At 62.6% G+C, this 19,077-nt stretch carries 18 protein-coding genes; 7 read left to right on the top strand and 11 right to left on the bottom strand.

Translation table 11 applies throughout. From position 1 onward, the window contains the following. Positions 1-156 precede the first annotated feature (156 nt). The 4 genes from RhoBH5_RS22860 to RhoBH5_RS22845 all read left to right on the top strand — a co-directional run bounded on the left by RhoBH5_RS22860 (position 157) and on the right by RhoBH5_RS22845 (position 3,332). Complete coding sequence (locus tag RhoBH5_RS22860) at positions 157-879, top strand: FadR/GntR family transcriptional regulator (protein WP_042920615.1); 723 nt, start codon at positions 157-159, stop codon at positions 877-879. Beyond that, complete coding sequence (locus RhoBH5_RS22855) at positions 876-1,526, top strand: sterol desaturase family protein (protein ID WP_020968076.1); 651 nt, start codon at positions 876-878, stop codon at positions 1,524-1,526. The genes RhoBH5_RS22860 and RhoBH5_RS22855 overlap by 4 nt, the downstream gene beginning before the upstream one ends. 144 nt (positions 1,527-1,670) lie before the next feature. After that, on the top strand, positions 1,671-1,829 hold the full coding sequence (locus tag RhoBH5_RS22850) for a hypothetical protein (RefSeq protein WP_003944172.1): 159 nt from the start codon (positions 1,671-1,673) through the stop codon (positions 1,827-1,829). Between the two features lie 90 nt (positions 1,830-1,919). Continuing rightward, positions 1,920-3,332, top strand: a complete 1,413-nt coding sequence (locus tag RhoBH5_RS22845; RefSeq protein ID WP_118604933.1) for an amidase — start codon at positions 1,920-1,922, stop codon at positions 3,330-3,332. A gap of 20 nt (positions 3,333-3,352) precedes the next feature. Here RhoBH5_RS22845 and RhoBH5_RS22840 read toward each other — a convergent pair whose 3' ends face one another. From RhoBH5_RS22840 to RhoBH5_RS22820, 5 genes are read right to left on the bottom strand one after another with little or no spacing between them, the layout of a single operon-like run. Then, entirely contained in the window at positions 3,353-5,551 is a 2,199-nt protein-coding gene (locus tag RhoBH5_RS22840) for an acyl-CoA dehydrogenase (protein WP_162114191.1), read from the bottom strand. 4 nt (positions 5,552-5,555) lie between these two features. Next, a complete protein-coding gene (locus RhoBH5_RS22835; protein WP_007735961.1) occupies positions 5,556-6,422 on the bottom strand; it encodes an SDR family oxidoreductase in 867 nt (288 codons plus the stop codon). A 41-nt stretch (positions 6,423-6,463) separates the two neighbouring features. Continuing rightward, on the bottom strand, positions 6,464-7,339 hold the full coding sequence (locus RhoBH5_RS22830) for a MaoC/PaaZ C-terminal domain-containing protein (RefSeq protein WP_073513190.1): 876 nt from the start codon (positions 7,337-7,339) through the stop codon (positions 6,464-6,466). 7 nt (positions 7,340-7,346) lie between these two features. Further along, positions 7,347-7,778 (bottom strand): type II toxin-antitoxin system Rv0910 family toxin, encoded by a 432-nt coding sequence (locus tag RhoBH5_RS22825; RefSeq protein WP_030535858.1) that lies wholly within the window; start codon positions 7,776-7,778, stop codon positions 7,347-7,349. 42 nt (positions 7,779-7,820) lie between these two features. After that, positions 7,821-9,011, bottom strand: coding sequence for a lipid-transfer protein (locus RhoBH5_RS22820; RefSeq protein ID WP_007735955.1), 1,191 nt, complete (start codon positions 9,009-9,011; stop codon positions 7,821-7,823). 102 nt (positions 9,012-9,113) lie between these two features. On the opposite strand from RhoBH5_RS22820, the gene RhoBH5_RS22815 reads away from it, so the two are divergent. Together RhoBH5_RS22815 and RhoBH5_RS22810 are read left to right on the top strand one after the other, a co-directional pair. Further along, positions 9,114-9,797, top strand: a complete 684-nt coding sequence (locus RhoBH5_RS22815; protein ID WP_158170479.1) for a TetR/AcrR family transcriptional regulator — start codon at positions 9,114-9,116, stop codon at positions 9,795-9,797. 104 nt (positions 9,798-9,901) lie between these two features. Next, the gene (locus tag RhoBH5_RS22810) at positions 9,902-10,360 is read left to right on the top strand and encodes a GNAT family N-acetyltransferase (RefSeq protein ID WP_270008826.1); all 459 of its coding nucleotides are present in this window, start codon (positions 9,902-9,904) and stop codon (positions 10,358-10,360) included. On the opposite strand, the gene RhoBH5_RS22805 is transcribed toward RhoBH5_RS22810, so the two are convergent. The 4 genes from RhoBH5_RS22805 to RhoBH5_RS22790 are packed head-to-tail and all read right to left on the bottom strand — an operon-like array spanning position 10,323 to position 14,042. Further along, complete coding sequence (locus tag RhoBH5_RS22805; RefSeq protein ID WP_192712845.1) at positions 10,323-11,312, bottom strand: FAD-dependent monooxygenase; 990 nt, start codon at positions 11,310-11,312, stop codon at positions 10,323-10,325. The two genes, RhoBH5_RS22810 and RhoBH5_RS22805, sit on opposite strands and share 38 nt — an antisense overlap. A 3-nt stretch (positions 11,313-11,315) precedes the next feature. Beyond that, positions 11,316-12,773 (bottom strand): HNH endonuclease signature motif containing protein, encoded by a 1,458-nt coding sequence (locus tag RhoBH5_RS22800; protein WP_270008825.1) that lies wholly within the window; start codon positions 12,771-12,773, stop codon positions 11,316-11,318. A 35-nt stretch (positions 12,774-12,808) separates the two neighbouring features. Further along, a complete protein-coding gene (locus RhoBH5_RS22795) occupies positions 12,809-13,459 on the bottom strand; it encodes a DUF6308 family protein (RefSeq protein WP_192712843.1) in 651 nt (216 codons plus the stop codon). Then, entirely contained in the window at positions 13,452-14,042 is a 591-nt protein-coding gene (locus RhoBH5_RS22790; RefSeq protein WP_054188683.1) for a hypothetical protein, read from the bottom strand. The genes RhoBH5_RS22795 and RhoBH5_RS22790 overlap by 8 nt, the downstream gene beginning before the upstream one ends. 158 nt (positions 14,043-14,200) lie before the next feature. Between RhoBH5_RS22790 and RhoBH5_RS22785 the strand changes: the two genes are divergently transcribed. After that, positions 14,201-14,968, top strand: coding sequence for an SDR family NAD(P)-dependent oxidoreductase (locus RhoBH5_RS22785; protein WP_003944195.1), 768 nt, complete (start codon positions 14,201-14,203; stop codon positions 14,966-14,968). 55 nt (positions 14,969-15,023) lie between these two features. On the opposite strand, the gene RhoBH5_RS22780 is transcribed toward RhoBH5_RS22785, so the two are convergent. Together RhoBH5_RS22780 and RhoBH5_RS22775 are read right to left on the bottom strand one after the other, a co-directional pair. Further along, positions 15,024-17,351 (bottom strand): putative bifunctional diguanylate cyclase/phosphodiesterase, encoded by a 2,328-nt coding sequence (locus RhoBH5_RS22780; protein ID WP_064442941.1) that lies wholly within the window; start codon positions 17,349-17,351, stop codon positions 15,024-15,026. A gap of 138 nt (positions 17,352-17,489) precedes the next feature. Further along, positions 17,490-19,046: a TM0106 family RecB-like putative nuclease gene (locus tag RhoBH5_RS22775; protein WP_270008844.1), complete on the bottom strand. Its 1,557-nt coding sequence runs from the start codon at positions 19,044-19,046 to the stop codon at positions 17,490-17,492. Positions 19,047-19,077 lie beyond the last annotated feature (31 nt).

Raw genomic sequence — 19,077 nt, 5'->3', positions numbered from 1 at the left:
GGGCTTCCTGACGGTATTCCGAATTAGGGTCGCCTAAAATTACTCTCACCTGCGCCGTTACGGTGAAGCTTGTTGGCCAAGGGGTATCTCTTTCACGCCAGTGCTCAGCTGGTAATACCACTTGACCTCTCACCAGCAAGCACTTAAGGTCGGTACATGTTCCAACCCGTTGCACGTACCTCGGCCTCCGGCGCAGTCTTCGACCAGATTTCGGTGAAAGTGCTGGCCGGAGAGCTGGCTGCGGGTGAGGCACTACCCAGCGAGCGCAAGCTCGCCGAGGCATTCGGCGTCTCGCGGCCCGCAGTCCGCGAGGCAATTCAGAAGCTCGCCCAGGCCGGACTCGTCGAGGTCCGCCAGGGCGAGTCCACGTCGGTGCGCGATTTTCGACGCCAGGCCGGACCCGAACTTCTCCCCCAGCTGCTGGTGCGCGACGGCGTCCCCGATCTGAGCGTGGTGCGCAGCGTCCTGGAAACTCGCGAGTTGATGGGACCGCAGATCGCTGTGCTGGCCGCCCGTCGCATCTCCGCGGAATCCGCCCGAGAACTCGACACGGCCGTTGATCAACTAGGCGCCACCGAAGATCCAGTGGAGTTGCAAGACCGCGCTCTGGCGTTCTGGGACGTCGTCGTCGACAGCGCAGATTCCATTGCCTTCCGTTTGATCTTCAACAGCCTTCGGGCTGCATACGAGCCGGCTATGACCGCACTTGCATCCGTCATGGTCGCCGAAGTCGGCCAGACCGACCTGTATCGAAAACTGGCCTCCGCCATCACTTCACACGACGAGCCAACTGCCGAGACGTCAGCCGCACAGCTCCTTCACACCGGCACGACGGCAATCGGCGACGCTCTCACCTTCCTGGAAGGACTGAAACCATGAGCAAGCCTCTTACTCTCGCCGATGCCGCACGGACGTTCCGCAAGTCACCGACGCCGTGGATGATCGGCACCATGCTGCTGGCCGCCGCGGCGGCGCGCATCGCAGTGGGCAACTGGCAGATCACCGACGCCCTCGTTCCGCTCGTGATGCTTGCCGCATTCCCCTTCGTGGAGTGGATCATTCACGTCTTCGTTCTTCATTGGAAGCCACGAACCATTGCCGGCGTCACACTCGATTCACGGCTGGCGCGCAGCCATCGGGAACACCACTTTGCGCCGCGAACCGTCTCACTCATCTTCATCCCGTGGCAGACGCTCCTGATCGTGATTCCCGTTCTGACAGCCGTCGCCCTCCTGGCATTTCCCCGCGTCGAACTCGGTCTGACGTTCCTGACCTGCATTTCCGTGCTCGGCCTCGGTTACGAGTGGACACATTTCCTCATCCACAGTGACTACAAGCCGAAAACTGCTCTCTACCGGTCAGTTTGGCGCAACCACCGCAACCACCACTTCAAGAACGAGCACTACTGGTTCACCGTCACCACCGCGGGAACTGCCGATCGAGTACTGGGCACGTACCCCGATCCCAAATCCGTCGAGACCTCCCCGACAGCCAAGAACCTGCACGGCGCAGCGTCCAAGCTGTGAAGGAAGGCCGATCTCTGGCCCCCAGCTGGCAATGAACTTGAACTTGCCTGTGTATCAGCAATTTTCGTTGAAACTCGTCAGAACCGTGCTTAGTGTCGATGGAGTCAGAAGTTCGAAAAACGCTGTAACCGAAGGACACAACACATGTTCAACGATGTATTCAACAACGTCATCCACCCGATGGTCACGAACTTCCAGCAGTTGGGCCCCCAGCAGTTCATTCCGCAGCAGTTCATCCCACAGGGAGTGTTCCAGCAGGCGCCGCAGGCAGCAGAGCAGGCAGTGACGATCTTCGGTAGCTGATACCGCAATCCACAGATAGCGCCACTCAGGGGTCGTCCGTCCAATATGCTGGACGGACGACCTGAGTGCCTCCGCCTGACAAGGATCCCCATGACCGCGAACACCCCCATCCACGCTTTCACCGACGACGCCCTCGGCGACCTCGACGCCACCGGCGTCGCCGCCCGGATCGAATCGGGTGAGGTGACCGCACGGGAAGTCATGGAGGCATCGATCGCCCGCGCCGAGGCAGTGCAGGGGCAATTGAACGGTCTGGCCTGCACTGATTTCGATCGTGCCCTCGCCAGGAGCAACCGGCCCGCCAAGGGCGTCTTTGCCGGTGTCCCCACCGCGATCAAGGACAACACCGACAGCGCCGGCCTTCCCACCCAGCAGGGCAGTACCGCCTTCACCGCGATCCCCGCCAAAGCCGACAGCGATTTCGCGAAGCAGTTCCTCTCCACCGGGGCCATTTCGATCGGCAAGACCCGACTGCCCGAGTTCGGATTCAGTGCGTCCACCGAATACATGACGGAAGAACCCGTCCACAACCCGTGGAATCCGGCGTACTCGTCGGGCGCTTCCTCGGGAGGGGCAGCCGCGCTTGTTGCTGCCGGCGTACTCCCGATCGCGCACGCCAACGACGGCGGTGGATCGATTCGCATTCCCGCCGCTGCCTGCGGACTCGTCGGACTCAAACCCACTCGCGGACGCACCATCGCCGATCCGGCCGACAAGTCGATGCCGATCCGGTTGATTGCCCAGGGCGCCGTTACTCGGACTGTTCGCGACACTGCACGATGGATGTCTGCGGCTGAGAACTACTACCGCAATCCGCGACTCGCACCGGTTCGCTTGATCGAAGGACCCAGCTCAACCCGCCTGCGCGTCGGCGTGATCGCCGATTCCGTCACCGTCACCAAGACGGACGACGAGACGCGCAAGTCCGTCGAAGCTACGGCCGAACTCCTTGCAAGCCTTGGCCATCATGTCGAGGACGCAGCACTGCCCGTCGGCCCCGAATTCATCGACGACTTCAGCATTTACTGGGGCTTTCTGTCGTTTGCCATCTCCACCGGTGGCAAACAAATGCTCGGACCCGACTTCGACAAGTCCGGCACCGACAATCTCACCAAGGGCCTCTACACGCTGTACCGGAAGAACCTGGTGAAGACGCCGCGCGTGCTCTACCGTCTGCGACGGCTCCAGCAGCAGTACAGCGCCATGTTCTTGAAGTACGACGTCGTGCTCTCGCCGGCTCTGGGGCACACCACCCCCGAGCTCGGATACCTCTCTCCCGCTCAGCCTTTCGAGGAGCTTTTCGACAAGTTGATCGCGTACACGTCGTTCACGCCGCTGAACAACATCTCCGGAGGTCCCGCGATTTCGCTACCGATGCATCAGACCAGCAGTGGTTTGCCGTTGGCTTCGCATTTCTCCGCCGATCTCGGCGACGAGCGCACGCTCCTCGAATTGGCCTTCGAACTGGAAGAGGCTCAGCCCTGGAGAAGAATCCAGGACTGAGCCCCACCCGATAAATACCCTCAGTCTCGCGGCAATCCGAGCATGCGCTCACCGATCACGTTGAGTTGCACCTCGGTTGTGCCGCCGTAGATGGTGGTGGCACGGCCCGAAATGAGCTGCTCCATCGCCTTGTCGCTTGGCTGACCTGGGATGCTGACCGCTCCGGCAGCACCCAGTTCGGCGACGACGAACTCGGCGATCGACTGGCTGATCTTCATCGCCAACAGCTTGCCGACGCTCGACGTCGTACTCACGTCGATCCCCGAAAGTTGCTTGAGCACAACGCGGGAGCCGATGAGGTCGATCGCCTGACTCTCCGCAACCAGCTCGCCGACACGGTAGCGTCCGATCGGGCTCAGGTCTGCCGACTTCGCGAACTTCAGCAGATCGGAGTCCGAGGCGTACGCCTCCATCTTCTGGCTGAGCGCGACGCGCTCGCCGGCCAGCGTCGTCCGGGCGACGTTCCAACCGTCGTTGACCTCACCGACCACGTTCTCGTCGGGGATGAACACGTCGTCGAGGAACACCTCGTTGAACAACGCCGAGCCCGTCATCTCACGCAGCGGGCGGACGGTGATGCCCGGTGTCGACATATCGAGCACGAAGTAGGTGATGCCCTGATGCTTCGGCTTGCCGGCGTCCGTACGGGCGATCAGCATCGCCCAGTCGGAGAACTGAGCAACCGTGGTCCAGATCTTCTGACCGGTGATCTTCCAACCGCCGTCGACCTTTTCGGCCTTCGTCGACAGTGATGCGAGGTCGGAACCAGCACCGGGCTCACTGAAGAGCTGGCACCACACCAGCTCACCCTGCAGGGTCGGTACTGCCAATTCCTGCTTCTGCTTGTCCGAACCATGTGCCACGACGGCCTGCACGGCCCAAGTGCCCATCAGGAGCTGCGGCATCGAGATACCCGCAGCCTTGATCTCCTGGGAGATGACGATCTGCTCGAGCGGAGCGGCGCTGCGCCCGTACGGCTTCGGCAGGTGCGGCTGAACCCAGCCGCCGTCGCCGAGTGCAATGAGCTGGTCGTCCTCGTCGAGCTCGACCAACTTGGCAAGCTCGGCCGCGATGCCGCCGCGGATCTCCTCCGCCTCGGGCGGCAGTTCGAGAACCGAAGCCCGGCTGACACCGTCAAGTGCCTGCTGCGCAACACGATTGGCTCGATCCTCGCGGGTGCCGAGAATGCCGCGGATCGAGAGCGCGCGGCGGTAGTACAGGTGTGCGTCGTGCTCCCACGTGAATCCGATGCCGCCGTGAACCTGCACGCAGTCCTGCGCTACCTGCACTGCGGCGTCCGGCACGATGACTGCTGCGATGTCGGCGGCAAAATCTGCCGTGTCGTCGCCCTTGTCCAACGCGCTTGCCGCATCCCACACAACGGCGCGGGCCTGCTCGAGCGCAATGCCCATCTGCGCACACTTGTGCTTGACGCCCTGGAACTGGCCGATGGGTCGCCCGAACTGCACACGGGTCTTGGCGTGCTCCGACGCAGTGGAAACACACCAGGACATGACGCCGACGTCTTCGGCGCCGAGAACGACTGCGGCAATGGACCGTACCCGCGCCTCGGTGAGACCGTCGAGTACCCGTTCGGCGCTGATCTGAACATTGTCAGCTTCGATCCGCGCACTGCCGCGCAGCACGTCGATGCTGTCCTGCACGGTGATCGCGACTGCGCTGCTCTCGAGCACCGCGTAGCGAACGCCCTCGGGCAACTGGATCGGGACCAGCAGCACGTCGGCGTGTTCACCACCGAGCACACCGTCGAGTGCGCCCGTGATCTTGTATCCGCCGTCCGACGACTCGGACGTCAACGGTGCACCCAAGGCGACTGCTGCCGTACGACTTCCGTCGATCAGACCCGGCAGGAACTCGGGTCCCGCCTTGGAATCGGCGGCACCGAGAACGGCGCTTGCCAATACTGTCGGAACAAACGGGCCGGGAGAGACTGTGCGGCCCAATGCTTCCAGTGCCACCGCCAAGGTCAGCAGGCCGGCGCCGTGACCACCTTGCTCTTCCGGAACCGCGAGCCCGAGAAGGTCCTGCCCGACGAGTGCCGTCCAGAACTGGGGGAACTTGTCCTCGGTCCGTGACTCCACGGCCGCGCGCACCTGCTCGGTGGTGATGGTGCGCTCGGCGAAGGAGCGCACCGAATCTGCAAGCGCGGTGTGCTCCTCACTCAGCCCGAGACCGAGTTCGTATGCGTTGCGTGCCATGCGCTTACAGACGTTCTGCGAGGTCGGCGGTGGTCCAGGGACCCTCGCTCTCGATGGTGTTCACACCGTGCCAGCCGGCGAGTTCCGTGATGGCCCCACCCTGAACGGCATACACCTTGCCGGTGAGCTTGCAGTCCGCCGCCGCGAGATAGGCCACGAGCGGCGAGATGTTGGACGGCGCAAACGCGTCGAACTCACCCTCGGGGACCTCGGCCGCGAAGAGCGCACCCATACCGGGTGTCGCCAGCGTCAGTCGAGTACGCGCGATCGGCGCAATTGCGTTGACGCGCACGCCGTATCGATCGAGCTCGTCAGCGGCCACCAAAGTCAGAGCTGCGATGCCCGCCTTGGCGGCACCGTAGTTGCCCTGGCCCGCATTGGGCATGAAGGTACCCGAAGCCGAAGCAGTGTTGATGACCGAAGCGTTGACGGTCTCGCCTGCCTTGCTCTGGTCCTTCCAGTATGCGGCAGCGTGGTGCAGTGTCGCGGCGTGCCCTTTGAGGTGCACGGCAATGACTGCGTCCCACTGGCTCTCGTCCATACCCGCGATGAAGGCGTCACGAAGAATGCCGGCGTTGTTGACCAGGACGTCGAGTCGGCCGAACTCACTGACGGCCTGCTTGACGAGGCCCTCGGCACCGTCCCAGGTGGCGATGTTGTCGGTGTTGGCAACGGCCTTGCCGCCTGCGGCAACGATCTCGTCGACTACCTGCTGCGCGGGGCCGGCATCTGCACCGGAACCGTCGTTTGCGCCGCCGAGGTCGTTGACCACGACGCTCGCACCCTCACGAGCGAAGAGCAGCGCATGCTCACGGCCGATGCCGCGTCCTGCTCCGGTGATGATCGCTACGCGACCGTCGAGACTTCCCATCAGTTCAGATTCCCATCAGTTCAGTTGTCGGACATGAAGACTCATTTGTCGGCGATGACCGCGAGGCCGTCCTTGATCACGAGGTCGCCGACCGCACTGGTTTCGTACGAGTACGACGTGGCTCCGTCTGCCGAACTCGACTTGTAGAACACCGTCTCGATGTCCTGTGTCGGGAGTACGGGTTTCGCGAATCGCACTGCGAGACGGCGCAACCGCTCGGTCTCGCCGCCTGCCAGTTCGGTCAGGGCTCCCCACGACGTGAACGCCATGGTGCACAGTCCGTGGTTGATGATTCCGGGGAGCCCGGACATCCGAGCGATCTCCTCGTCAAGGTGGATCGGCATCGGATCGCCGGAAGCCGGTGAGTACCGGAACGTCTGGTCCTCGTCGATATGCTGGTTCACCACCGCTGCGGGACTACCAGCGCGAAGAGCGTCGTCGAATCGGTGTTCGGGAGCCTTCTCGCCCAGTCCGGGGCCCGCGTCGACCTTGCGGAAGAACGCTGTCATCCATTGCTCGTTGACCAATTCACCCTTGTCGGTTTTGGTTTCGACGTAGATGACAACGGTGGATCCGTTGTCCCGGCCCTCGAATCCGATGGGCTTGGCGCGAGCGACAAGGTGGTCACCGGGGTAGATCGGACGGTGGAACAGGAAGTCCTGCTCACCGTGAACGAGCTTCATCAGCAGTTCGACCGGCGCCACCGACAGCGCAGCGGGTGCCATCGACATGAAGACGGGTACCACCGCGAAGACCGGCGGAGCGATCTCGCCTTTCAGGTGTCGCTCGATGGGGTCGTTTGTGGCAGCGGCATATTCGGCGATGCGCTCGGCTGTCACCTCGAAGTGCTCCGGATCGGTCCATGCGTCCAGCCCGGACGTATCGAATTCGACCGCGTTGGTCTTCGGTGTCGTCATCGAGCCGTTACCCGACCAGCTCGGCGAACTTGGCCAGCGAGGCCTCGAGATCAGCCTTGGCGTTCTTGGCAACTGCCTTGCCGATCGGCCCGACGATCATGGTGCCCTTGAAGCTGGCGTCGACGGTTGCCTTCGAACCCGCACCGTCGGCCTCGACCGAGAGGATGAATTCGACGGTGACGCCGGCCATTCCGGTACCGGCAATCTTGACCATCTTCGGAACCTCGACCTCTTCGACGGTCCACTCGATCTTGTTGGCCATACCCATCACGGAGACGACCTCGGTGAACTTGGCGCCCAACGCGACCTCGGTGGGGAGTTCACTCTTCCAGCCCTGGTGAATGGTGAGCCACTCTTCCCAGCGAGACAGATCGGAGAGCGCATCCCAGGTCTTCTCGGGGGATGCGGGCAGTACGGCGGAGACGGAAACGGAAGCCATGATGAAACTCCTAGTGGGTAGCTAGCGGGTTGAGGGTGTGATTCAGCGTGCGTAGGGCTTGTATGCGGTCACGACAACTGCACCGCCGAGTCCGATGTTGTGCTGGAGGGCGACCTTCGCGCCGTCGACCTGACGCTTGTCCGCGGTTCCGCGGAGCTGCCAGGTGAGTTCGGCGCACTGCGCGAGGCCTGTTGCTCCGAGGGGGTGGCCCTTCGAGATGAGGCCGCCGGACGGGTTGACCACCCAGCGTCCGCCATAGGTGGTGTCGTCGGCGTCGACGAGCTTGCCGCCGTCACCTTCGGCGCACAGTCCAAGTGCCTCGTAGGTCAGCAACTCGTTAGTGGAGAAGCAGTCGTGGAGTTCGATGACGTCGACGTCGTCGGCGGTGATCCCGGCCTGGGCGTACACCTTCTCGGCGGCCTTGCGGGTCATGTCTGCGCCGACGAGGCTGATGGCGCTCTTGTCCTCGAAAGTGCTGTTCATATCGGTGACCATGGCCTGCCCGACGATCTCGATCGCCTGAGCAGCGAGGCCGTGCTTCTCGACGAATGCTTCGCTGGCGATGATCGCCGCACCGGATCCGTCCGAGGTGGGCGAGCACTGGAGCTTGGTGAGCGGCCCGTGGATCTGGCGTGCTTCGAGGATCTGCTCGAGGGTGTACTCGTCCTGGAACTGCGCGTACGGGTTGTTCAGTGAGTGCTTGTGGTTCTTGACGGCGATCTTCGCGAACTGCTCGGCAGTGGTTCCGAAGCGTTCCATGTGCTCGACGCCCGCGGCGCCGAACATGTACGGAGCCGGCGGCATCGCGAACTCCTGCAGCTCGGCGAGAGCGAGGAGGTGCCGCATGAGGGGCTGTTCACGGTCGTCGTAGGTGGATCCGAGGGACCCGGACTGCATCTTCTCGAAGCCCAGCGCGAGTGCGCAGTCGGCCTGACCACTCTTGACCGCCTGCGTGGCGAGGTAGAGCGCGGTCGATCCCGTCGAACAGTTGTTGTTGACGTTGACGATGGGGATACCCGTCAGACCGAGCTCGTAGACAGCGCGCTGACCTGCGGTGGACTCGCCGTAGACGTAGCCGACGTATGCCTGCTCGACCTCGGTGTAGTCGATACCCGCGTCTTCGAGCGCCTTGGTACCCGACTCGCGTGCCATGTCGGGGTAGTCCCACTCGCGGGCTCCCGGCTTCTCGAACTTCGTCATGCCGACGCCGACGACAAAAACCCTGTTACTCATTGCCACTCCTGAAGAGAACGGTATCTGTGTGTGACACGCTGTCCCACCAAAGTATGTGAGACATCTTGTCCAGTCAATGGCGGGGTGAGTATCGTTCGATTTATGACAAAAACAGCCGAGTCGGCGCAGCCCGACGGGCGCAGCACTCGCTGGAACGATCACAAGGAGCAGCGCAAAGCGCGGATCCTCGACGCAGCACTCGATGCAGTCAACGAAGGTGGCGCCGACGTCGGCGTCCAGCAGATCGCCGAGCGCGCCGACGTCCCCCGCTCTGTTGTCTACCGGATTTTCAAGGATCGAGCCGACCTCGACGAGCAGCTGCGAGTCCGCATCCTCGAGATGATGATGACCGACCTGGCCCCCACTCTCACGCCGAAGGGCACCGTCGGCGAGGCCATCTCACGGGCCGTCGAGACCTACCTCCAGTGGATTGTGAAATATCCACGACTGCACCACTTTTTAGGCAAGGGCTCGCCGAGTACGCGGGCCACCGGTTCGAAAGTGGTGACCGGAACCAAGACGGCAATCGCCGTCCAATTGGGAAATTTGTTGGGCACGATCCTCACCAGCCGTGGCAAACCGTCGAAGATGGCTGAGCCCTTGGCTTTCGGCGTCATCGGATTGGTCGACGTCAGCGTCAACCGTTGGCTCAGCCAGCCGGGTTCCGATGTGACCAGTGCGGAATTGGCCGAATTCCTCGAACGCTCCATCTGGCAAGTCCTCGACGGCAATCTCCGGAGCATCGGTGTCGACATAACGCTGTCGACACCGATCGCCGACCTGTGACAGTCACCGAACTACCCTGGACACTCGGCGGACGTGGACTTCAACTGGTCCAGGTTCCATCACTCGCCCTCCACGCACTTGGTGAAGACAACGCTAATCTTGCAATGGAACTCGCACCCGACCTCCTGACCCCGTATCTCCTCGGCGAAGAATGCCAGGGCTTGTGGCGCTACCGTAGCAAGCAGATAGCAGAGAATCCCCTCGACAGCGCGTGGATCACCCGCATCGCAGTCGATGCCCGCACCTCGACGCCGGTGGGGTTGGCCGGATTCCACGGTCGCCCCGATGCGCGCGGGATGGTGGAGGTCGGATATCGCATCGACCCGGCGTTCCGGCGTCAGGGATACGCACGGGCCGCCCTCGAGATACTTCTCGACGTCGCGAGTCGCGAATCCGAAGTACACATCGTTCGCGCGACCATCAGCCCGGACAATGCCGCATCTCGAAACCTGATCAGCCAGTACAATTTTTGCGAAGTCGGTGAGCAGTGGGACGAGGAAGACGGTCTGGAAACCATCTTCGAAGTCAGTGCCTCTCGATCGGCTTCGGCCGCCAACGGTTGATCACACCGAATACCGACAAGGCAAGAATGTCGGGAGTCAACCGCACAACGACGTCACGCACCGCCGCCAGCAGGCGAGTAACGGCGTCCTCGATCGCCAAAGCCGCACCTAGCCCGAGGTGAGGGCGCATGGCATGAGCGGCGTCGCCAATCAACGCAACTTTGCCGCGTGTCAACAACTTCGGGGTCCGAATCTCGAGCAGTTCGTTCTCGATGATGCGGGTCGGGTCAGCGTTCGCGACGAGCTGCGACACAGGTTCGGGCCAGTCCGCAAAATGCGCAAGACTCTCGCCGCGTTGCGCACCCGCGAAAGCGTAGGTGCGGTTGCCCGCCAACGGGAGAATCCCGAACTCCCCTCGAATCCCCCATACCTGTCCGACAAAATCGGGCGGTGGACCATCGACGATCCAGCGCCAAGCGGACACGCCAGTCCGTTCCACGGTTCCCTCGCCGTCCCAGATCTGCTGTCGCACAACACTGTGCACACCGTCCGCAGCAACGACAAGGTCGTATCGAGCGGTATCACCATCGGTGACGATCTCGCCGCGGCCATGATTTCCGCAGCCAACACCCGTCACCCTGGTTCCGGTGCGTAGGCACTCAGCGGGGATTGCGCGAACCAACACGTCGATCAGATCGGCGCGGTGGATTGTCACCAGATCGCGACCGCCGGCGAGGTCACCAATTTTGCGCGTCACCAGATTTTGCCCGCGCAGATTCCTGATCGCGCCCGAGCTGTACGGAAGGGAATTCGCCCTGACCTGTTCGCCTACACCGATTTCGTCCAACGCTGCCAGAGCGTTGGGAAACAACACGACGGCGGCGCCTACCTCCGTAAACTCGGACGAACGCTCGTACACGGTGACATCCCAGCCTGCTTTGCGGAGCGCGATGGCAGCCGTCAGCCCGCCAATTCCCCCGCCGACGATTCCCGCGCACTGTCCTTCCGGCACAGGTCAGATCCTCTCCGGAACCGTGACAGCCGTCAACCCGCTGGTTTTATCGGTCCAGTGAATGGCACGGTCCTCCAGCATCACCGGCGTCCACAACCTGTATGTCTTCACCTGATGGTGATGACGACACAGGCATTGGAGGTTGCTCGCAATGGTCCACCCACCACGTCTCGGATCGGAAGGATCGAACTCGGTGATGTGGTCGAGTTGGCACCTGTTCGCGGCCACCGAACAACCAGGGAACCGGCAGTGACCGTCGACGGCCCGCACCAATGCGGCCAGAGCCGCTCCCGGAGCATAGGTCAGCGCGCCGGGAGGCGGATCGGGTTGGGTGCCATGCCCATCCGATCTTCGAACGATGTCCGGGGATCGCGCGACCAACCGTTGCATCGCCCGAATCCGATCCCCGCAGCCGTTCGGTTCGCGACTTGGGCGATCACGTCGGGTGACAAGCGGCAGGACAGTCGGAGCATGCTGCCGACGCGGTCGGTTCCCCGCGGCCTGGGCGCGGAAATCGACGAACAAGGCCTGCCAGGTGGAATCAGCGGCGAGCTCGCGAGCAAAATCAGGATCGATCGGCCCGTATCCGTCGATGCTCGCGGGATCTGACATCAATCCGAGGAGCGTCGCCAGATCACACACGATGTGCAACAACGGCTTCCGACGTGAGGATGCAGTCGATCGAGCTGCTGTGGATGCTGCCTCGCACGTTTCGCTGCCACACTGACATGTCAGCCCCTGTTCGCCGTGCAGCAGAGCGACCAGTGCGTCGGCCCTACGGGTCGAGACATTTCGTGGATCGTGGTTGCAGACGCTTCCGGCGGCCTCGTTGATCAGGCCAAGCGCTTCGACGGCCTCGGTCGCGCTGAGTGTTGCCTGCAACTGGGCGAGTCCGTGACGGTCTGCTCGCGTGCGAACATCGCGGTGTTCCAGCATCTTCCGGCGACGTTCGGCGGCAGCATCCGGATCGTAGGCAAAGAGCTGGCGCTCGATGTCGCGCTCCAGTTGCCCGGGCGGAAGACGGTGCGCCGAGGCAAGTACCCGGCGCTCGAGTGCTGCGATCGCCTCGGGGTCGACCCCGGTGAGTCCGTCGACAATCTTGCGCACACGCGCATAGTCCAGCTCGCCGGCAGCGAAGGCGACCTTGGTGAGCGGAAGGAACTCCCGTAGGGCATCACCGATCTCGATGTGGACTTCGGCAGTACGACGCGAGCACGTGAGCATGACCGCGATCTCGTTGCATGCGATCCGCCACGCCTTGTCGACATCACCGGACACGTCGAGTTCGGCGTTGAATCTCGACTCCGACAACATGGATGCACCGAGCACCTTTTGCGCGGCTAGCATGTTCTCGCTCTGCGCCGTCGCAAAGAGCATGTCCGGCAACACGAGTGGGTCGACGACAGGACAGCCGTCATCGACGGATGTGCCCACACCGCCCGTCGATCCCTTATCGAACATACATTCGACAATAAACCCACCCACCGACAAGAAAGCTAGAGTGCCGGTTTGTATCCCTTACCCTGCATCCACGCCAGCACGTCCAACACCCTGATGACCGGAACGGATTCGTCGAGACCTGCTCGTGCACGTAGATCGAGGAGTCGACTCTGCAACTCGTCTTCCCGCATGGCTACGCGAACGGGTTCCAGGTGGGCCGACTTCGTTCCCAACTCCCGCCCGACGACGTCGTCGTAGATCGGGAAGAGTCGCGGACGCTTGCGCGCGATCAGTTTGGACGCCATGGTTCGCCCGACACCGTGAATCTCTCGAAGCGCCGTCTCCAACCGCCACACCGGAGATTCCGGAGTGAAGGGATCGGGTTCGTTCGACAGATCGCGATCCGGGCCCACGTCCGCCAGGAGTCGGTTCAGTTCGGCATTGTTCTCCCCGAGCAGGAAGAAGGCTCCTTGCGCCGGAACCTGAACCGACAGAAGCGTCACCGCAACAAGATCTTCCGCGGTGAAGATGTTCGCATCACGATCGCGATTGCCACTGGGATCCCAGGAATCCCACAACGCACCGGTTCGGAGATAACCGGTCTTTCGGAGCGGCCTCGTGAAATATTCCTGCAGCACGTCGACCGCGCCGTCATCGTCCCCGTTTCGCAGCACACGCGGGAGTCGGATGGGCAACTGATCAAGCATGGTCGAGCGACCTTTCCAGTACATATTTGGCGAACCCGGCGTTGTGATACTGCCGAAATGGGCCCTTGCCCTTGGCAACAAGATGCTCCGCGAGCGGACGAACCGTCGTCATGTCGACGGGCAGTTGAGCAAACTGTTCCAACGCATCCGAGTCCTCGAGACTGCAGTCGATCACGGTCCCGTCGCCGTCGGCGGACGCCAACTCGGTGCGTCTGATGGCGACCAGATCGTGCTTGGCGTCGAGTTCTTCGATGCTGCATCCGGTTCGCGATTCCAGTGCCGAACTGGATACGTACACGGACATGACGTGCTCGATCGGCTTACCGCCGACCAGATGGCACTCGACGCTCAGAATCTCCATCGGACCGATATTGAGCGTGAACAAGCGATGGCGCTCCGCGGATCGGTTGGTCGACGGCAGGCAGCTGATCGTCCACTGTTCGATCTCGACGGCGGCCGGAGCGTCGAACGCGTAGGAGAGAACCTCGGCAATCAGTTCGGCGAGATCTTCGAAGAGAGGGTCGCGCTGCAACCGCTCGAAATTCTCGACAGAAGCGGCGGGACGCACAGGCGCCTTGCTCACGCAGGTCCCCTCTCGTCCGGTGCTTTGCTCTCAGACCTCGCGTCCAAGGTACCCAGCCCTACGCGGGTCTCGCGCGTTCGCCCTCACATACACCCTCGCGTTATGGTTCTCGACACGTACCACCGCCTTACCGATCGCTAACTCGAGGAGCACACGAAGTGGAAATCAAGGGAACCGCAGCACTGGTCACCGGAGCGGCATCAGGCCTCGGCGCCGCAACAGCCAAGCGCCTCGCCGACGCCGGCGCTACCGTCTTCGGCCTGGATCTGCCCGCGTCGATCGAGCGCGCAGGCGACAACGTCCCCGCCGGCGTCACCCTCATCCCCACCGACGTGACCAGCGGCGAAGAGGTCGAAGCAGCGATCAACCAGATCGTCGAGTCGGGCTCCCCGCTGCGCATCGTCGTCAACTGTGCCGGTGTCGGCTGGGCCGGACGCATCCTGTCCAAGAAGGGTCCGCACGACCTCGAGCTGTTCCGCACGGTCATCACCGTCAACCTGCTCGGCACCTTCAACGTCATGCGCCTGGCCGCCGACGCCATCGCCAAGACCGAGGCCGTCGACGAGTCGGGCCAGCGCGGCGTCGTCATCAACACCGCTTCCGTTGCTGCCTTCGAAGGCCAGATCGGCCAGATCGCGTACTCCGCCTCCAAGGGCGGCGTGCACGGCATGACGGTTCCGGCTGCCCGTGACCTTGCGCAGTTCGGCATCCGCGTCAACACGATCGCTCCCGGCATCATCGACACCCCGATGCTCGCAGGCGTCACCGACGAGTACCGCAAGGGCCTCGAGGCCGGCGTTCCGTTCCCGTCGCGCCTGGGCCAGCCGTCCGAGTACGCGCAGCTCGCGCAGATGATCGTCGAGCACGACTACCTCAACGGCGAGACCATCCGCATGGACGGCGCACTGCGCATGGCGCCGCGCTAACCTCCCTGCTGTGCGCCTTTATTAACCGCCCGCGGTTAATAAAGGCGCACAGTTGTCAGAACGAATGAAAATACCCACCGTTGGAGTGGGCAGTTGCGCTGAGGTACTCGGCCACTTCCTTCGCCGGCATCGGTCGGCTGATGTAGTAACCCTGAACCAATTCGCAACCGGCGGTAAGCAAGAGCCTCAGCTGGTCGGCCGTCTCCACGCCTTCCGCCAATGACTGCATACCGAGCGCCTTCGCCACCTCGACCACCGAAGTGACAACTGCCGAATCACCCTCGCTCAGTTCGGTGATGAACGACCGGTCGATTTTCAGAATGTCCAACGGCAGTTTCTTCAAACTCTCGAAAGACGAATAGCCGGTTCCGAAGTCGTCCAGGGCAATCGCAATTCCGGTGGCACGCAGGCGATCCAACTCGGCGACGGCAAGCTCCTCCACTGCTCCCGTCTCTGTGATTTCCAGCTGAAGCCGTTTGCCGGACAGACCGCTTGCCTCCAGCGCATCGTTCACGGCCGATCCGAAGCCGGACGACATCAGTTGCACCGGAGAGACGTTCACCGTCACGTAAGTGTCGTCGGGCCACGTCGCGGCTTCGGCGCACGCCATGTTCAGTACCTGAAGCCCCAGAGGGACTATCAAGCCGGTCTCCTCCGCGACATCGATGAAAATGTGCGGTGCAAGCACGCCCCGCACCGGGTGATTCCAGCGAAGCAGTGCCTCGAAACCCTCGACGCGGCCGGTGTCCGCACGAACCTGCGGTTGGTAGTACAGCTCGAACTGCCGAGACTCGATCGCAAGCCCAAGTTCTTGCAGGGCCGATGCTCGCTCCCTGGCCCGCGCCCGCAGCACCGGTGAGTATCTTCCTACCCGGTTCTTGCCGGCGGATTTTGCCGCATACAGCGCCAGGTCGGCGGACATGACAAGCGTGTCCGCGTCTTCGGAATCTGCGGGTGCGCCGGCATAGCCGATCGATGCACGAACCTCGATGCGATTCCCCCGCACGTAAAACGGCTCACGCAATGCATCCAGATAGCGAGCGAACACCTCTCCGCCGTCCCCTGTTCCCCGCAAGACGACGCCGAATTCGTCACCACCGATTCGCGCACACATGGCGCCGTCGACCACCCGATTGAGCCGTGCAGCAACGGAAATCAACAATTTGTCACCGACAGGGTGCCCTAACGTGTCGTTCACCGACTTGAAATTGTCCAGGTCGAGGATTCCGACAAGGACTTCCTCGCCGGTTCGGACGGTGCCGAGCGCGTCGGACAGCTCCGAGCCGAACGTCCGGCGATTCGGGAGCCCGGTCAGTCCGTCGGTTGCAGCAAGCCACAGAATTCGCCGCTCGTAGTTGTACTTCTCGGTGATGTCCGAGCCCACGCCTCGCCAACCCACGAACTCCGTGGCCTCGGATAGCCTGGGATGACCCGACAGAGACCACCATCGGTCGACGCCGTCGACACGAACGGGAATGACGACCTCTCGAAACGGCATGAGGCGGTCGAGGTGATCTCCGATGACCTGGACCGCGGCTCGGCCACTCTTTGTCGAACCCACGTCGAGCCGATCCAACAATCCGCGCAGCGACAGGGTTCGCAGGTCGGAGACGGGAACTCCCGAGATCTGCGACAGCCGAGCGGAGGTGTGCGACAACGTCCCGGTGGTGTCGACTTCCCACAGCCAGTCGCGTGACCCACCCTCGAAATCGTCGAGAAGCAAACTGACCGTCTGGCGCTCGGCAGCAGCCTCGAACTCGGCGAGACAACGACTTCGGAACGACGCCCAGAGGTACACGACGCCGATAATCAGTGTCACCGAGTACACGACCAACTGGAACGAGAGGACAGCGTATTCCGTGGTTCTCTTGGGCAGGATAACGACGAGCAATCCGATGCTGTGCACCAGAATCCACGCTACCGCTATCGACCGAACCGTCGACAATGCTACGGCGCCGGCGCCCATGACTCCGGCGAATGTCGCTAGAAGCACAAGCTTTCGCGAGTTGTCCGTCACGGGAAGCATCGCGGCGGCGAGAACGACAAGCAGAAGCCCGAGCAGGATCACCTCGAGCATGAGCGCCCAGTAGTCGTACTTCGTCGTATGTTTGGGCGTGTACCGGCCCTTCAGGACGACTCGCGGTATCCAGACGCGCACCGAATTGAGGACGACCAAGAAGGCCGCAGAACCCCAGATCACCCGAAACTCGTTGTGACCGGGGGGTACGACATACACAAGCAAAGCGCACACGCTGAGTACATTGACCATGTTGGCCAGTGGCGCGACCGTCGTCACCTGCAGTATCTGGCGTGCGAAGAGGTCGCGCCGCTCGACGTCAGACAGTTCGGCGTCGCTCGCACTCGAAGTCAGCCTGCTCAGCATGCAACACCCTCCATCGTGGAGCCGACCAGATGAAGGTAGCGCGGATGCGGGTTCCGGACACACGATGACGAGAAACTACGAGTTGAAACATACTGTTAAATAGGATGTTTCAGACAATCGCGACAGAACGGATCAGCGCTACAACTCGGAAGCCAGCGGAATTTCCTTCTCCGCGCGGTCCGTCATCCACTCACGGAGGACCTTGGTGGCAATGACGTCGTCCTCGTTGTACTGCAGGATGCGTGTCCGCTGCGTCTCGTCCGGCTCACCGTCGTAGCCGACCGCCTCGCGGTACCACGCCATCGACGCTTCACCACCGGCCTCGGCGTCACGCCAGTTGAAGCCGGCGACGGGAGCAATCTTCTTGAGTCCCTTGCCGTTCGGGCAGATGAACTGATCACTCACCGCTTGATAAATGTCGACCCACTGCGGACTGTCGATGAACTCGCGGATCTCGTCCTTACTCGGAATCCCGGGTTCACCGGCAAACCTGCGCGCCGAGTCCAACAACCATTTGTCCTCGGCCGAACGCGAATAGCAGTACGCGGCAAAGGTTTTACCCGAAGCGGCGGCTGCGGCACGTTCCGCCATCAGCCAGCCCCAGAACTCTGCGAACGACCGCGCCTCATCACGTGTCGGCAACGGATCCCACGTCGCAAATCCTCGATACATCGAGAAGCCACCGACATTGAGCAACGTCCCCCACAGGTACGCGCCGTGCTCCTGATAGCTCTCCATGTCGACGTCGATCTCGATGTCCGCCCGAGTCACCGAGATCTTCTCGAACCGCCGCACCAACGGAGCATCTGCCAACCACGCCTTGGCGATCACGACTGCGTCGTCGAAATTTCCGTGCGGCCAATCCTCGAGCGGCTCACCGTGCCAGGCGGCCAGCTGATCGATCGTGTTGCAGCCGACGTCGCGCAGAAGCTCGGCCCGCGATCCGACAGCCACCAGGCTGACGTCGCGGTTGCGAACCAACTCCTGCTTGCATTCGGTCCACCACGGGCACGACTTGCACTCGCTCACCTGTGACGGAGACGTCAGCACCTCACCGCGGGCCACAGCGATACGGTCGGCGAAACGCTCGTCGTAATCGTCGAGAATCGCGCTGAGGTCGTGGACGAGGATGCAGTCTCCGTTGTATCCGATCGCGCCTGCCGTCAGCGACGGGCTCGCCAGCCCACGACGCTCGAGCATCCGATAGACCTGCGCGACGCGCATCTGATCGCGGACCTGACTGCGGACCTTGCGTTTGGGATCGGCCGCGGGCTCCCATTCGAAGAGCCCCGAGGTGATCGCGCCCTGGCCGGGATCGGTCACCTTGTGATTGACGACAATGACGGGGATGTACCCGCCGCCCTCGTCGTCACGGATGAGCATTTCGCAGCGACCCTTGCGTCCGGTGTCGCGCTCGACCGGCAAGACCGCGCCCCAGATCCGGTCCGCGCCGGCCTCACAGGCAGCCAAGGTGTCGCGAGCCTGAGCCGACGCCGATTGATCAGGGTTGATCTTCACCCAACGCTCGGGAGCAGCACCGATCACGAGTTCGGCGATCTCCGCGCGCTTCGCGATCGCGGCGTCCTGGCGCTGCTTGACGCCGGTGTCGACGGGTTCCGAAGCCGATTTCCCGGGAAACAACCCGTCTAGACGCACCCGATGACGGCATCGGGTCAACGCCCCCGAATCGATGATCGGGAGCTGGGGCGCGGGGTTGTTAACGGAA

It is taken from the genome of Rhodococcus sp. BH5 (genome assembly GCF_027583855.1).
GTDB lineage: Bacteria > Actinomycetota > Actinomycetes > Mycobacteriales > Mycobacteriaceae > Rhodococcus_F > Rhodococcus_F qingshengii.
This window is presented reverse-complemented; position numbering and strand designations above follow the sequence as displayed.

What these genes read in the sequence shown, in the direction of transcription:
- RhoBH5_RS22860 (WP_042920615.1), top strand. Translation starts at nt 157, where the DNA reads ATGTTCCAACCCGTTGCACGTACCTCGGCCTCCGGCGCAGTCTTCGAC.
- RhoBH5_RS22855 (WP_020968076.1), top strand. Translation starts at nt 876, where the DNA reads ATGAGCAAGCCTCTTACTCTCGCCGATGCCGCACGGACGTTCCGCAAG.
- RhoBH5_RS22850 (WP_003944172.1), top strand. Translation starts at nt 1,671, where the DNA reads ATGTTCAACGATGTATTCAACAACGTCATCCACCCGATGGTCACGAAC.
- RhoBH5_RS22845 (WP_118604933.1), top strand. Translation starts at nt 1,920, where the DNA reads ATGACCGCGAACACCCCCATCCACGCTTTCACCGACGACGCCCTCGGC.
- RhoBH5_RS22840 (WP_162114191.1), bottom strand. Translation starts at nt 5,551, where the DNA reads ATGGCACGCAACGCATACGAACTCGGTCTCGGGCTGAGTGAGGAGCAC.
- RhoBH5_RS22835 (WP_007735961.1), bottom strand. Translation starts at nt 6,422, where the DNA reads ATGGGAAGTCTCGACGGTCGCGTAGCGATCATCACCGGAGCAGGACGC.
- RhoBH5_RS22830 (WP_073513190.1), bottom strand. Translation starts at nt 7,339, where the DNA reads ATGACGACACCGAAGACCAACGCGGTCGAATTCGATACGTCCGGGCTG.
- RhoBH5_RS22825 (WP_030535858.1), bottom strand. Translation starts at nt 7,778, where the DNA reads ATGGCTTCCGTTTCCGTCTCCGCCGTACTGCCCGCATCCCCCGAGAAG.
- RhoBH5_RS22820 (WP_007735955.1), bottom strand. Translation starts at nt 9,011, where the DNA reads ATGAGTAACAGGGTTTTTGTCGTCGGCGTCGGCATGACGAAGTTCGAG.
- RhoBH5_RS22815 (WP_158170479.1), top strand. Translation starts at nt 9,114, where the DNA reads ATGACAAAAACAGCCGAGTCGGCGCAGCCCGACGGGCGCAGCACTCGC.
- RhoBH5_RS22810 (WP_270008826.1), top strand. Translation starts at nt 9,902, where the DNA reads ATGGAACTCGCACCCGACCTCCTGACCCCGTATCTCCTCGGCGAAGAA.
- RhoBH5_RS22800 (WP_270008825.1), bottom strand. Translation starts at nt 12,773, where the DNA reads ATGTTCGATAAGGGATCGACGGGCGGTGTGGGCACATCCGTCGATGAC.
- RhoBH5_RS22795 (WP_192712843.1), bottom strand. Translation starts at nt 13,459, where the DNA reads ATGCTTGATCAGTTGCCCATCCGACTCCCGCGTGTGCTGCGAAACGGG.
- RhoBH5_RS22780 (WP_064442941.1), bottom strand. Translation starts at nt 17,351, where the DNA reads ATGCTGAGCAGGCTGACTTCGAGTGCGAGCGACGCCGAACTGTCTGAC.